The organism is Pseudomonas sp. S4_EA_1b (assembly GCF_016307435.1).
Taxonomy (GTDB): Bacteria; Pseudomonadota; Gammaproteobacteria; order Pseudomonadales; family Pseudomonadaceae; genus Aquipseudomonas; species Aquipseudomonas rhodesiae.
The window spans coordinates 1-11,630 of sequence record NZ_JAEILC010000170.1 but is presented as its reverse complement, the minus strand read 5'-3'; the positions used below and the strand labels follow the sequence as shown (position 1 = coordinate 11,630).

Genomic DNA, 11,630 nt, shown 5'->3' with positions numbered 1-11,630 from the left:
CATCACCGCGGCGACGTTTAAAAAATACATTTGATAAAATGTAATGCTTACGTGTTAAACCATTCCGGTGAATTTGGCCAAAATCGCGACGACATAACCGCCAATAATAGACAAACCAACAATACCCAACGGCCGCTGCCACCAATCACCGCTTGGGGACGGCGGCATAGACTGCTGATAAAAATTGATCTGCCCGATCTGATTTGCGTTGACTTGGGTGGCTGCTCCATTTTGCATCGAATTGCGCCACTGAGCTTCCTCAAGACGTTCGAGTTGAACCTGAACACGCCTCTTGAGTTGGCTAGCGGAAAGGAGAATTTGCTTTCCAATAATCATCACACCCAGCAAACCGAAAAAAAGCAAATTTCCATAGCTGAGCGGGGTTTCCTGGCTGAGGGTAGGCGCGTGCTCCCATACAAAACCGATGTAGGGTGATGTGGCCTGGTAAACATCGGCTACTAAATTTTGCACAACCGCTCCCAAATGCCCAAAAATTTTTGTGTTCGCGAGAATCTCTGCTTGATGGTGCAGAAAAATCAACGATGAAACCAAATAAAATAGCGCCCCGAAGACCATCAAGGAGAAACCCACGGCCTGTCGAATACGGTACCGCCGAATTGCTTGATGGATGTTCACTCTCTGCACTCACTCTTCGTTAACTGATATCGCCCGCGCCTTATTTGCGCCCCACCAACAATGCTGCTAACGGCATCAAACGTTAACGGCTACCAATCGTTTTTCATGAGAAATCGAAACCGTACTTGCAGCCTAATCGCGTCATTTCACCGTGTTTAATAGCCCTCAACCTCAACGTGGTGTCCGAACTCGTTACGCGACCAGACGTGATACCGAAAAAATGACGCAGCGTATTTCATGTTTCTTACTGCTGAGCCTGGACGTTAGTTGAATGCTGGCCCCATCTCCAAATGGGCTATCCACATGCCAACTACATTTTTCCGAATCTGCTCACTGCTCGTATTGTTGACGTTCCATGCCGGCAGCTATGCCGCATCTGCTCATGAGCGCGAACAGCTCAGCCTAGTTCAGCAGCAGTTCGACACTATCGAGCGCCTTGCTGCACGAGCTAAAACAGCCAACCAGTCTGAAACCCATGAACGTTATCGCTTCGACTATCCCCAATTGCTCCAAGACATCCAACGCATTCGCCACGGTGTACGGGGCTACCTGTTCCCCTCCCGCGCTCAACCCCGCGATCCCAGTGAACTGATCGGCGATTACCGCCTCGATACTCCGTCCGCGGAGTCCTCGCCATGAGCATGACTGAAGCTCAGACCTCAGCATTCCAAAACGCTTCCGGCTTCACACCGCAGAGCAGCTCGACGCTGTGGATCTCCCTGGCTTTGGTCCTAACCCTGCTGTGGTGTGCATGGGTGATGTGGACGGCTTACCGAGGGTGGGCTGCCGGCACCGTCCGCTTCGGCGCGTTTGGCGGAAGTGCCGTACGCGCATTTCTCACCTTGCTGGTTTTTATGTTCTTCACCCTGTCCTAACACCGGAGATCACCGTCATGCTCAAGTGCCTTATCCCTCTAAAAAGCAACCTGCGTGATCATACGAACCAGCGCGTGATCGGTCTGCTGCTGGTGCTCGATCCAAGTTTGGCTTTTGCCGAACTACCGACCATGGAAGCGCCTTCACGCGGTGAAGGTTCCGGGTTGATCGAGACGATCAAAAACTACGCCTACGACGGCGGCATCCTGCTCGGCCTGCTGATCGCCCTGCTCGCGTTTCTCGGTGTGGCTTGGCACTCCCTGACCGTGTACGCCGACGTGCAGAACCAGCGCAAGACCTGGAAAGACTTGGGTGCTGTGGTCGGCATTGGGGCCCTGTTGGTGGTGATCATCATCTGGTTCCTGACCAAGGCCGCCGCGATTCTGTGAGGTCGACATGAACGATACGATCGAACGCCTTGCCGACGGCACCTTGGCCTTTCTCCCGGAGCGACTCAATCGTGATCCCGCCGTATTACGCGGTTTAACCAATGATGAGATGTGGGTAGCACTCGGCACCGGCGCCGTCATTGGCCTGCTGCTAGGCGTTCCTCTGGCGATCGCCACCGCCTCCATTGCTGTGGCTCCGACCAGCATGATCGCGAACATGGCGCTGGTGTTATTGGCCGGTGGCATGCTATTGCGTCGGGCCAAACGGGCCCGGCCCGAGACCTGGTTGTACCGCAAGCTCGAATGGATACTCACCAGCCGTTGGCGCCTGGGTCGCGGAAGTTTGATCCTGCACTCCGGCGCTTGGACGGTTCGCCGCTCACGTCGACTGCGCCCTGCCCAGTCCCGATGGCAGCCATGAGTCGTTTTCGGAACAAGGTGGATGCCCAGCAGGCCCACATCTTCAGCCTGCGTCTGGCGGTAATGATCCTCGCCCTCGTCTGTGCCGGACTTTGGTATGGCTGGCGCTCGGCACCGACCGATCTGACCGTGCATGTACCCCCGGATCTGCGCTCGGGCAGCACGCGCAAGTGGTGGGATATCCCCTCAGAGAATGTCTATGCCTTTGCCCTGTACATCTTCGGCCAACTCAACCGCTGGCCCTCGGATGGCGAGCAGGATTATCGCCGCGCCATCTATGGCTTGCAGTCCTACCTGACCCCCGCCTGCAAGGCCTTCCTCGACGGCGATTATGAGTATCGCAAGGCCGCAGGTGAGCTGCGCCAGCGGGTGCGTGGGGTCTACGAAATTCTCGGCCGAGGTTACAGCGAGGATCCGGAACTCAGGGTCAAACAACTCGACCGCGACAGCTGGCTGGTCAAGCTCGACCTCAATGCCGATGAGTATTACGCCGCCGAACCGGTGAAACGGGTGGTGGTGCGTTATCCATTACGCGTGGTGCGCTTTGATCTGGACCCCGAACGCAACAAGTGGGGGCTGGCGCTGGACTGCTACCAGGGCACTCCGCAAAAAATCTCCCTGCCTGGAGGTGAACCATGAAGCGGATGTCTACCCTGGGACTCACCGTCGTACTGATGTTGTGGGGAGCTGCAGCGCAGGCCGTCGAACTGATGCACTGGGAACGCCTCCCCCTCGCGGTCCCCCTGGTGGTCAATCAGGAACGGGTGGTATTTGTCGATGAGGATGTTCGAGTTGGGGTGCCCTCAACCCTGACGGGTAAGCTGCGCGTGCAATCAACTGGCGGCACGCTGTACCTGCGCGCGTCAGAAGCCATTGCACCGACCCGACTGCAACTGCAATCGGTCACGACGGGCGAGATTATCCTCCTGGATATTGCGGCCACTCCCGGCGATCAACCGCTGGAGCCCGTACGTATTCTCAAGAATGCTCAGGGGCAAGCTACCGAGACGGAATCTAGCGCCGTCCCTGTTCCAGAACGCACACCGATCCCGGTCGCTTTGACGCGCTACGCCGCGCAAAGCCTGTACGCGCCGCTGCGCACCGTGGAGTCCCTGCCCGGTGTACGCCGCGTCCCGCTCAAGCTGCGCAGCGAACTGCCAACCCTGCTGCCGACCGAAAACGTGTCCAGCACACCCATCGCCGTCTGGCGACTCGGTGATTACTGGGTGACGGCGGTGAAGTTGCGCAATCGTGGTTCAGAGACGGTACAACTCGATCCGCGTCGACTTCAGGCCAAGCTGTTCGCCGCGGCCTTCCAGCATGCTTTCCTCGGGTCTGTCGGCACCGCTGAAGACACCACGATTGCCTACCTCGTCACCCGCGGTGCCGGCCTCGAGCAAGCCGTGATGCTCCCGCCCGTTGCGCGAGGTGCTGACGATGAAAGCTAACGCCTTGCTCAAATGGCTAGTACCGGCGGCGCTGCTGGCCGTGGTGCTGATCATCCTGAAAACCTGGGTCGCGGGTGGCAGCACGCCCTCGCCAGAGGGCCCAGTTGATCAGGGCAATCTTCAGTTATCCGCCGAGCAAGCCAAGTCGCTCGGCATTGCGGGCGACACCCCACGCGATACGGTCGCCACCCTGGTCGGCCAGGTGAAGGCCATGCGCAGCGACATGCTCGGTTTGAAGAAACACAACGATTCGCTGCAGACGGAAAACAACCGCCTGCGTGAGCGGGAAAACAGTGTCGACTCGCGCATCCAAGCCGCGCTTGGCAGTGTGAATCAGCAGGTCGACGAAGGACGCCGCCAAGCCAACGAGGCCCGACTCAAAGCGGAACAAGACAGCCGCCAGGCTCGCGGCCTGCTGTCGCAATTACAAGAGCAGTTGTCGGGGCTGACCCGCAAAGGCCAGGACATGCCGATCGGATTGGGGCTTGAGCCGAACGATGGGGCTCAGTTCGAAGGGCGGCACTCTGCCAATGATGAGATGCAGTGGATTGAACCCTCGGATGCTCCGTCCACCGACGCCCGAGGCAAAGCCAAGACCTCCTCCGCCCTGAGTCTGCCTGCCGCCTTCAACTCACTGGAAAGATTGAAAGATAATTCTATTGATCGCAGCCAGAAACAGCTACGAGCGGTCACCCAGGGTGAGCGTGACCTGACGCGATCCGTTGATCGTACCGAAGGCGCGAAGCCGGTCTACACCATTCCCGAAAACGCGACATTGATGGGCTCGGTCGCGATGACTGCGCTGATTGGCCGAGTCCCGGTGGACGGCACAGTGAATGATCCCTACCCCTTCAAGGTGTTGGTTGGCCCCGAGAACCTGACCGCCAACGGCATCGACCTGCCGGACGTCGCGGGTGCCGTGATGAGCGGCACGGCGTCCGGTGACTGGACCCTGTCTTGCGTACGCGGACAGGTCGAGTCAATCACCTTTGTGTTTACCGATGGCACCATCCGCACGGTGCCTCAGCCAAAGGCGGTAGCCAGCCGCACTGCCTCCACCACCCAGAATTCGAACACCGACAAGATTCGTGGCGGACTCGGTTACTTGTCCGATCCGTATGGCATTCCTTGCATTGCCGGCGAGCGCCGCTCGAACGCTCAGCAATATCTCGGCAGCCACAGCCTGATCACTACCGCCGGCGCCGGTGTCGCCGCCTTGCTCGGGGATGAGCAGAACAACAGCAGCGTGATCAGTTCGGGCGGCAGTACGCTCGGGGTCACCAGCAGCACGGGCAACAGCGCGCTGAACTCAATCCTCAGTGGTGGGGTCAGCGACATCCGGGAGTGGATCAACAAGCTGTATGGCGAGGCCTTTGCTGCCGTGTACGTGCCACCGGCCGCCCAAGTCGCACTGCACCTCGACCATGAGATCACCATCGACTACGAGCCCAAGGGCCGGAGCGTTCGCCATGAAAAAGACCATGCCTCTCTGCCTGACCTGGATTAGCGTGTTCTGCTGGGTCCTGGCGGGGTGTTCCACCGACAAGGAAACGCTGCTGCCCCATGGCGAGCAAACCATGCTGAACATCTGGAACGGTGCCGGTTCGCAAGGCACTCAGCAGCAACTGCTGGATGCTCGGCAGCAGTTACGCCGTCCGCTGGCCCAGCCAGATTTCTCCGTTGCTCTCCAGGAACCCTACACGCGCACAGCGGCGAACGAGATCCACAACTTGTTCCCTCGCCTGCCCAATCCCGATCTGGTGCTATACGTGTATCCACATTTGAGTGGTACCGAGCAGGCACCGGTCCCGGGCTACTCGACCGTCTTTCCGTTCTACCAACGTGTGCAGTACGCATTACCCGGTGAACGTCAGGTAGACCTGTAGTGCGTACTGGCGATTCGGGCAATCGTACTCCCGCGTGGAAAGCCTGGCGCAACCCATTGCGCCCGCGCACCACCTTGGCCGATGACGCCGCACTCTATGCGCACAACCCCAGCTTCACCGATCACCTGCCTTGGGTCGAATACCTCGACACCGAGCAGTGTTTTCTACTGGATGACAATCGCTCGGTGGGTGCGGTGTTCGAGTTACTGCCCATCGGCACCGAAGGGCGCGAACCCGATTGGCTGATGGCGGCCCGCGATGCCCTTGAGGATGTCCTGCAGGATAGCTTTGACGAGCTGGATCAAGCGCCTTGGGTGGTGCAGTTTTTCTGCCAGGACGACAACGACTTCACCCCCTATTTGACCCGGCTCACCGATTATATTCAGGAACGCGCGCGAGGCACTGTGTTCACCGAAGCGTACCTGGAGCTTACTCGTCTACATCTGAAGGCCATCGCCAAGCCTGGCGGTCTATTCGAGGACAAGGCAGTTACGCGCCTGCCCTGGCGCGGAAATAACCGCCGGGTGCGCCTGGTAGTCTATCGCTGGCTTGAGTCTTACGCTGAGGCGGCGGGACTCACTCCGGCGCAATCCCTGCAACAGGCTTGCGAACGGGTCACGGCTTCATTGCAAGCGTGCGGGGTGCAATCAACTCGAGTCGATGGCCGAGGTTTGTATGCCTGGTTACTGCCCTGGTTCAATCCAGCCCCCAAACTCACCAATGAAGCACCCGAGACGTTCTACCAACGCGTTGCCTATCCGGATTCGGGCGAAGGTGAGTCGCTGGAACTACCCTTCGATCATGACTTCGCCGAGCGGCTGTTCTTCAACGAACCGCGTTCGGATGTCCAACGCGGACTCTGGTGCTTCGACGGCCAACCCCATCGGGTGATGGTGGTGGACAAACTGCGGCGGGCACCGTCAATTGGTCAACTGACTGGCGAAACCCGCAAGGGCGACGCGGTGAATGCCCTGTTCGACCAGCTACCTGAAGGGACGGTAATGAGTCTGACCCTAGTGGTCAAACCGCAGGATGTACTTGAGGATCAGTTGAACCGCCTGGCGCGCAAAGCCATTGGAGAAAACCTGGCTTCGACCCAGACCCGTCAGGATGTCGAAGAAGCTCGCGCGATCATCGGTCGCCAGCACAAGTTGTACCGCGGCACGCTGGCGTTCTACGTGCGCGGTCACGATGAACAGCAGTTGCACCAGCGCTCGGTCAGCCTGGCCAATGCGCTGTTGGGTGCGGGGCTGCAACCGGTACGCGAAGGCGATGAAGTCGCCGCCTGCAATAGCTACCTGCGTTGGTTGCCGATGGCTTACAACCCGGCCCGCGACACGCGCAACTGGTACACGCGCCTGATGTTTGCCCAGCACCTGGCGAATCTGATTCCGGTGTGGGGCCGCAGCACCGGCACCGGCCACCCAGGTATCACCCTGTTCAATCGTGGCGGCTCGCCATTGAGCTTCGACCCATTGTCACGCCTGGACCGGGCCATGAACGGTCATCTGTTGTTGTTCGGCCCCACCGGCGCCGGCAAGTCCGCCACCCTGGTAACCCTGCTGATGCAGATCATGGCGGTGTACCGCCCTCGCCTGTTTATCGTCGAGGCTGGCAACTCCTTCGGCTTGCAGGGCGACTACTTCGCGACACAAGGCCTGTCGGTTAACAAGGTCCAATTGAAACCTGGAGCCTCGGTCAGGCTCGCCCCGTTCGCCGATGCCTGGCGTCTGGTCGAGCAACCAGATCAAGTGGCGAGTCTGTCTATCGATGAGTGGGAGGATGAGGCGGTAGCCAGTCGCGAAGACCAGCGCGATGTTCTCGGCGAACTGGAAATCACCGCCCGACTGATGATCACCGGCGGCGAGGCCAAGGAAGAAGCCCGCCTGAGCCGAGCCGACCGAAGCCTGATCCGCGAGTGCATCCTGGATGCGGCGCAGACCTGTGTCGCAGCGGGTCGCCAGGTGCTGACCCGCGACGTTCGCGACGCTTTACTGCGCGTCGCCGCCGACATGCACTTGCCGGAGAAGCGTCGCGAGCGTGCCCAGGAAATGGGCGAGTCCATCGACCTGTTTTGCCAGGGTTTCGAAGGCGAACTGTTTGATCGCGAAGGTACGCCTTGGCCCGAGAGCGATGTGACCATTGTCGATCTGGCCACTTACGCTCGCGAAGGCTACGAGGCACAGATGTCCATCAGCTACATCAGCCTGATGAATACCGTGAACAACCTCGCCGAGCGCGACCAGTACCAGGGGAGGCCAATCATCATGGTCACCGACGAGGGCCATATCATCACCAAAAACCCGCTGCTGGCGCCATTCGTGGTCAAGGGCACGAAGATGTGGCGCAAGCTCGGTACCTGGTTCTGGTTGGCGACGCAAAACCTTGCCGACTTTCCCACGGCTGCGCAAACCATGCTCAACATGATCGAGTGGTGGATCTGTTTGAACATGCCGCCCGCGGAAATCGAAGAGATCGCACGGTTCAAGAAACTCACGCCGGCGCAGAAAGCCTTACTGCTCTCCGCCAGTAAGGAGACGGGAAAATACACTGAGGGGGTCGTGCTATCGAAGAAGCTCGAAACGCTGTTTCGGGTCGTGCCACCTAGCCTCTATCTCGCCCTGGCCATGACGGAACCCGAGGAAAAAGCCGAACGCTGGACACTGATGCAGGAGAACAGCTGTTCAGAGTTGGAAGCGGCTCACCTGGTAGCTGAGCACATTGACCAGGCCCGTGGAATCGGGACGTAAGTATCGATTTTTTAAGCCTAAACAGCATTACATCTGCACAGAGTTGGAGAGCGGTGTTGTGCTGGATATGCCCGAACTATCTGAGTAGATTACTCGTCACCATTCAGCCAGCAGAAGGAGTCGTACATGAATAGAAACGATCTCGTCGAGGCCATAACGAGCTCTGCCGACCTCCCGAAATCCACTGCCGGACGCGCACTGGAAGCCCTTACAACCATCATATCCACTGCATTGAAAAGCGGTGAGAACGTCACCTTGGTTAGTTTTGGTACCTTTGCGGTGAAAGCGCGTGCAGCGCGCGACGGCCGTAACCCTCGAACGGGGCCACCATCAAGATCGCTGCTTCGAAAATTCCTAGCTTCAAAGCCGGTAAGTCGCTGAAAGACGCGGTTAACTAGACGCTGGTGGCGATTACCCCATACCAACTCTGCGAGAGCGCTGGCGTTGGGCTTCAGCAGCCGAAACGCTTGCTGAACTCCGGGAGCCGTCCAAGCCATGTGTATGAACCCGTCTTAAACGTCGTTTTTCTCAGCTTTGATTTGGGCAGGGTGACACACTGCTTAGCCGCTGCTGGATTCTCAACAAGAATCCGGTTTCAAAAGCATCTTGACAGTCGCCAACAGGAAAGGTCGTACGTGTTTGCGCCAGTTCCCACCATAGGGGAATCTCGCCGGGCGTATCAAGCCAAGCCTGAGCACATTGCACGCCACGTTCGATCATCGAGGCAAACTCGTTGCCCCAAGGTGTCAGAAGACTTGGGCAACCATCCGCCGCAGGAATTGAAATGTAGTTTTGGTCCATACCCACCCTAGATGTCTGATTTATTGTTAGACGTGGAATCCAACCTCGAAAAGCGTAACGGCACCAAATAAACGCTCGATAACCGAGATGCCAATGGTGAAAACCTGGGTGACAACTGAGCAGGACAAAAAATCAATTAATTGAATGATAACAACTTGCGGAGTTGACAGGCCGATATTAGATGGCGTGCAATCGAAGAAGTAGTTTTTCTTTGATTTGTTTCGTGAAGCGACCTTCGTCGCTTGAAGCAGACCTAAAAGCGATGCTTATGATTTAATACTCTAAATGAGCAGTCATATTTGCGCGCTTCAATAGCCCACCACTCACCACTCGAAAGGCCCCATGCATGTTTCTCTCTCGCTGGTTGCCCGGCTTGGCCAACCTGTTGCAGTATCGCCGCGAATGGTTTCGACATGATCTGCAGGCCGGCTTGTCGGTGGCGGCAATCCAGATACCCATTGCCATCGCCTATGCGCAAATTGTCGGCCTCCCGCCACAGTACGGTTTGTACGCATGTATTTTGCCGATGATGGTTTACGCCCTGATCGGCAGTTCGCGACAGTTGATGGTCGGCCCGGATGCCGCTACCTGTGCCATGGTCGCTGGGGCGATTGCGCCGCTGGCGATGGGCGACCCGGCGCGTCTGGCGCAACTGTCGGTGATCGTCACGATTCTGGTTGGCTTAATGCTGATCGGTGCTGGCCTGGCACGGGCGGGGTTCATCGCTAGCTTTTTCTCGCGGCCGATCCTGATCGGTTACCTCAACGGTATCGGTCTGAGCCTGTTGGCAGGGCAACTGGGCAAAGTGCTGGGATTTCAGATCGAGGGCAACGGTTTCATCTTCAGCCTGATCAATCTGCTACAGCGCTTGGGGGACATTCACTGGCCAACGCTGGGGATCGGCGTCGCAGGCCTGGCCTTGCTGATCTGGCTGCCACGTCGCTACCCGCACCTACCGGCGGCGCTAGTGACGGTGGCCGTCGCAACCTTGGTCGTCGGCCTGTTTAGCCTCGACCGTTTTGGCGTGGCAATTCTGGGTCCGGTGCCGGCGGGCATGCCGCAATTGGCTTGGCCAAAAACCAATCTTGAAGAAATGAAAAGTCTACTACGCGATGCCCTGGGCATCGCCACCGTGAGCTTTTGCAGCGCTATGCTCACCGCCCGCAGCTTTGCGGCTTGCCATGGTTATTCGATCAACGCCAACCACGAGTTCCTGGCCTTGGGCGTTACCAACATCGCCGCCGGGGTCTCTCAGGGCTTCGCCATCAGCGGTGCCGACTCGCGCACCGCAGTCAACGACATGGTCGGCGGTAAAAGTCAGCTGGTGGGGATCATCGCCGCTTCGGTCATCGCTTTGATCCTACTGGCCTTCACCACGCCCTTGGCCTGGATTCCGCAGGCCGCCTTGGGGGCGGTCCTGCTGATGGCCGGCTGGGGACTGATTGATGTGCAGTCACTGCGAAAGATCTACAAGCTCAGTCGCTTTGAGTTCTGGCTGTGCGTACTGACCACCATCGGCGTGCTTGGGGTCGGCGTACTGCCGGGCATCATCATCGCCGTGACCCTGGCGATCCTGCGCTTGCTCCAAAGCATCTACCAGCCCACCGATGCGGTGCTCGGCTGGGTGCCGGGTATCGAAGGCCAGGTCGATATCCGCCACCATAAGGATGCGCGCACGGTGCAGGGGTTGGTTGTGTATCGCTTTGACGATGCCATCCTGTTCTTCAACGCCGACTACTTCAAGATGCGCTTGCTTGAGGCCGTGCAGCATGAGGAACAACCGCGAGCGGTGCTGTTCGATGCTGAGGCGGTCAGCTCGATAGATGTCAGCGGTATTGCCGCACTGAGGGAGGTGTGCGATACCCTGAAAGCGCGCGGCATCTACTTCGGCATCGCCCGTGCACGTGGGCGTTTTCTGCGCATGCTGATACGTTCGGGACTTGCGCGGGAGATGGAGGGCGAAAGGTTATTTGGTTCAGTGCGTTCGGGCATCAGAGCCTATCGGTTGTGGCGTAATCGCAGTAGCAAGGGACGGGGTCTTTAGAATCGACAAGGGCTAAGCCTTGCTTGCATCTCGAGAACGCCAAATAGCCAGGGCATTGCCCTGGCTATTGCACTGAACAGGACCTGCCTGGAATGCGGGCCACCCGCAGACAATTCCAGCGAAGGCTAATATCGTGGAGTTTTCTTACAGGTCTTTGATCGTCCGTACTTGGTCTTTGTTAATACGTTGAAATTTACCATCCAATTGCTTGAACTCATAGAAACCACTCTTTGCGTCATATTTTGGCGCATCCAGCGTTTGAAGTTCGCGGCCGTCGTTGAGCACAATCGACGATGGGGTGGCACAGCCAGCCAATACGCAGAATGCAAACGTAGAGGTGACGTATTTTACATATTTCATAACAGAACTCCATTATTGATG

General features: G+C 58.0%; 13 protein-coding genes and 1 pseudogene. 11 read left to right on the top strand and 3 right to left on the bottom strand.

Features of this window, described 5'->3' with window-relative positions:
• Positions 1-54: 54 nt before the first annotated feature.
• Positions 55-636, bottom strand: a complete 582-nt coding sequence (locus YA0848_RS34590; RefSeq protein ID WP_184316163.1) for a hypothetical protein — start codon at positions 634-636, stop codon at positions 55-57.
• Positions 637-939: 303 nt separating this feature from the next.
• On the opposite strand from YA0848_RS34590, the gene YA0848_RS34585 reads away from it, so the two are divergent.
• The 10 genes and pseudogenes from YA0848_RS34585 (at position 940) to YA0848_RS34540 (ending at position 8,802) form a co-directional block, all read left to right on the top strand.
• Positions 940-1,275 (top strand): integrative conjugative element protein, RAQPRD family, encoded by a 336-nt coding sequence (locus YA0848_RS34585; protein WP_184316161.1) that lies wholly within the window; start codon positions 940-942, stop codon positions 1,273-1,275.
• A complete protein-coding gene (locus YA0848_RS34580) occupies positions 1,272-1,511 on the top strand; it encodes a TIGR03758 family integrating conjugative element protein (RefSeq protein ID WP_184316159.1) in 240 nt (79 codons plus the stop codon). The genes YA0848_RS34585 and YA0848_RS34580 overlap by 4 nt, the downstream gene beginning before the upstream one ends.
• Positions 1,512-1,528: 17 nt before the next feature.
• The gene (locus YA0848_RS34575) at positions 1,529-1,900 is read left to right on the top strand and encodes a TIGR03745 family integrating conjugative element membrane protein (RefSeq protein WP_184316156.1); all 372 of its coding nucleotides are present in this window, start codon (positions 1,529-1,531) and stop codon (positions 1,898-1,900) included.
• 7 nt (positions 1,901-1,907) lie between these two features.
• Complete coding sequence (locus tag YA0848_RS34570; RefSeq protein ID WP_184316154.1) at positions 1,908-2,321, top strand: TIGR03750 family conjugal transfer protein; 414 nt, start codon at positions 1,908-1,910, stop codon at positions 2,319-2,321.
• Entirely contained in the window at positions 2,318-2,959 is a 642-nt protein-coding gene (locus tag YA0848_RS34565) for a PFL_4703 family integrating conjugative element protein (RefSeq protein WP_016978885.1), read from the top strand. Before YA0848_RS34570 ends, YA0848_RS34565 begins: the two co-directional genes overlap by 4 nt.
• Positions 2,956-3,768, top strand: a complete 813-nt coding sequence (locus YA0848_RS34560) for a TIGR03749 family integrating conjugative element protein (protein WP_184316152.1) — start codon at positions 2,956-2,958, stop codon at positions 3,766-3,768. The genes YA0848_RS34565 and YA0848_RS34560 overlap by 4 nt, the downstream gene beginning before the upstream one ends.
• Positions 3,758-5,275 (top strand): TIGR03752 family integrating conjugative element protein, encoded by a 1,518-nt coding sequence (locus tag YA0848_RS34555; protein WP_184316151.1) that lies wholly within the window; start codon positions 3,758-3,760, stop codon positions 5,273-5,275. The genes YA0848_RS34560 and YA0848_RS34555 overlap by 11 nt, the downstream gene beginning before the upstream one ends.
• Complete coding sequence (locus YA0848_RS34550; protein WP_198712589.1) at positions 5,238-5,654, top strand: TIGR03751 family conjugal transfer lipoprotein; 417 nt, start codon at positions 5,238-5,240, stop codon at positions 5,652-5,654. The genes YA0848_RS34555 and YA0848_RS34550 overlap by 38 nt, the downstream gene beginning before the upstream one ends.
• Positions 5,654-8,404, top strand: coding sequence for a conjugative transfer ATPase (locus YA0848_RS34545; protein WP_184316147.1), 2,751 nt, complete (start codon positions 5,654-5,656; stop codon positions 8,402-8,404). Before YA0848_RS34550 ends, YA0848_RS34545 begins: the two co-directional genes overlap by 1 nt.
• A gap of 126 nt (positions 8,405-8,530) precedes the next feature.
• Positions 8,531-8,802, top strand: a pseudogene (locus tag YA0848_RS34540) (HU family DNA-binding protein).
• Between the two features lie 130 nt (positions 8,803-8,932).
• Here the strand turns inward: YA0848_RS34540 and YA0848_RS34535 are convergent.
• Positions 8,933-9,205: a LasR-specific antiactivator QslA gene (locus YA0848_RS34535; RefSeq protein WP_014338735.1), complete on the bottom strand. Its 273-nt coding sequence runs from the start codon at positions 9,203-9,205 to the stop codon at positions 8,933-8,935.
• 346 nt (positions 9,206-9,551) lie between these two features.
• Between YA0848_RS34535 and YA0848_RS34530 the strand changes: the two genes are divergently transcribed.
• Positions 9,552-11,249 (top strand): SulP family inorganic anion transporter, encoded by a 1,698-nt coding sequence (locus YA0848_RS34530; RefSeq protein WP_014338734.1) that lies wholly within the window; start codon positions 9,552-9,554, stop codon positions 11,247-11,249.
• Between the two features lie 144 nt (positions 11,250-11,393).
• On the opposite strand, the gene YA0848_RS34525 is transcribed toward YA0848_RS34530, so the two are convergent.
• On the bottom strand, positions 11,394-11,609 hold the full coding sequence (locus tag YA0848_RS34525; protein WP_014338733.1) for a YgdI/YgdR family lipoprotein: 216 nt from the start codon (positions 11,607-11,609) through the stop codon (positions 11,394-11,396).
• Positions 11,610-11,630 lie beyond the last annotated feature (21 nt).

Excerpts from the sequence above, each read along its gene's own strand:
- YA0848_RS34550 (WP_198712589.1), top strand. The coding sequence starts at position 5,238 with ATGAAAAAGACCATGCCTCTCTGCCTGACCTGGATTAGCGTGTTCTGC.
- YA0848_RS34575 (WP_184316156.1), top strand. The coding sequence starts at position 1,529 with ATGCTCAAGTGCCTTATCCCTCTAAAAAGCAACCTGCGTGATCATACG.
- YA0848_RS34535 (WP_014338735.1), bottom strand. The coding sequence starts at position 9,205 with ATGGACCAAAACTACATTTCAATTCCTGCGGCGGATGGTTGCCCAAGT.
- YA0848_RS34555 (WP_184316151.1), top strand. The coding sequence starts at position 3,758 with ATGAAAGCTAACGCCTTGCTCAAATGGCTAGTACCGGCGGCGCTGCTG.
- YA0848_RS34585 (WP_184316161.1), top strand. The coding sequence starts at position 940 with ATGCCAACTACATTTTTCCGAATCTGCTCACTGCTCGTATTGTTGACG.
- YA0848_RS34570 (WP_184316154.1), top strand. The coding sequence starts at position 1,908 with ATGAACGATACGATCGAACGCCTTGCCGACGGCACCTTGGCCTTTCTC.
- YA0848_RS34560 (WP_184316152.1), top strand. The coding sequence starts at position 2,956 with ATGAAGCGGATGTCTACCCTGGGACTCACCGTCGTACTGATGTTGTGG.
- YA0848_RS34565 (WP_016978885.1), top strand. The coding sequence starts at position 2,318 with ATGAGTCGTTTTCGGAACAAGGTGGATGCCCAGCAGGCCCACATCTTC.
- YA0848_RS34525 (WP_014338733.1), bottom strand. The coding sequence starts at position 11,609 with ATGAAATATGTAAAATACGTCACCTCTACGTTTGCATTCTGCGTATTG.
- YA0848_RS34580 (WP_184316159.1), top strand. The coding sequence starts at position 1,272 with ATGAGCATGACTGAAGCTCAGACCTCAGCATTCCAAAACGCTTCCGGC.
- YA0848_RS34530 (WP_014338734.1), top strand. The coding sequence starts at position 9,552 with ATGTTTCTCTCTCGCTGGTTGCCCGGCTTGGCCAACCTGTTGCAGTAT.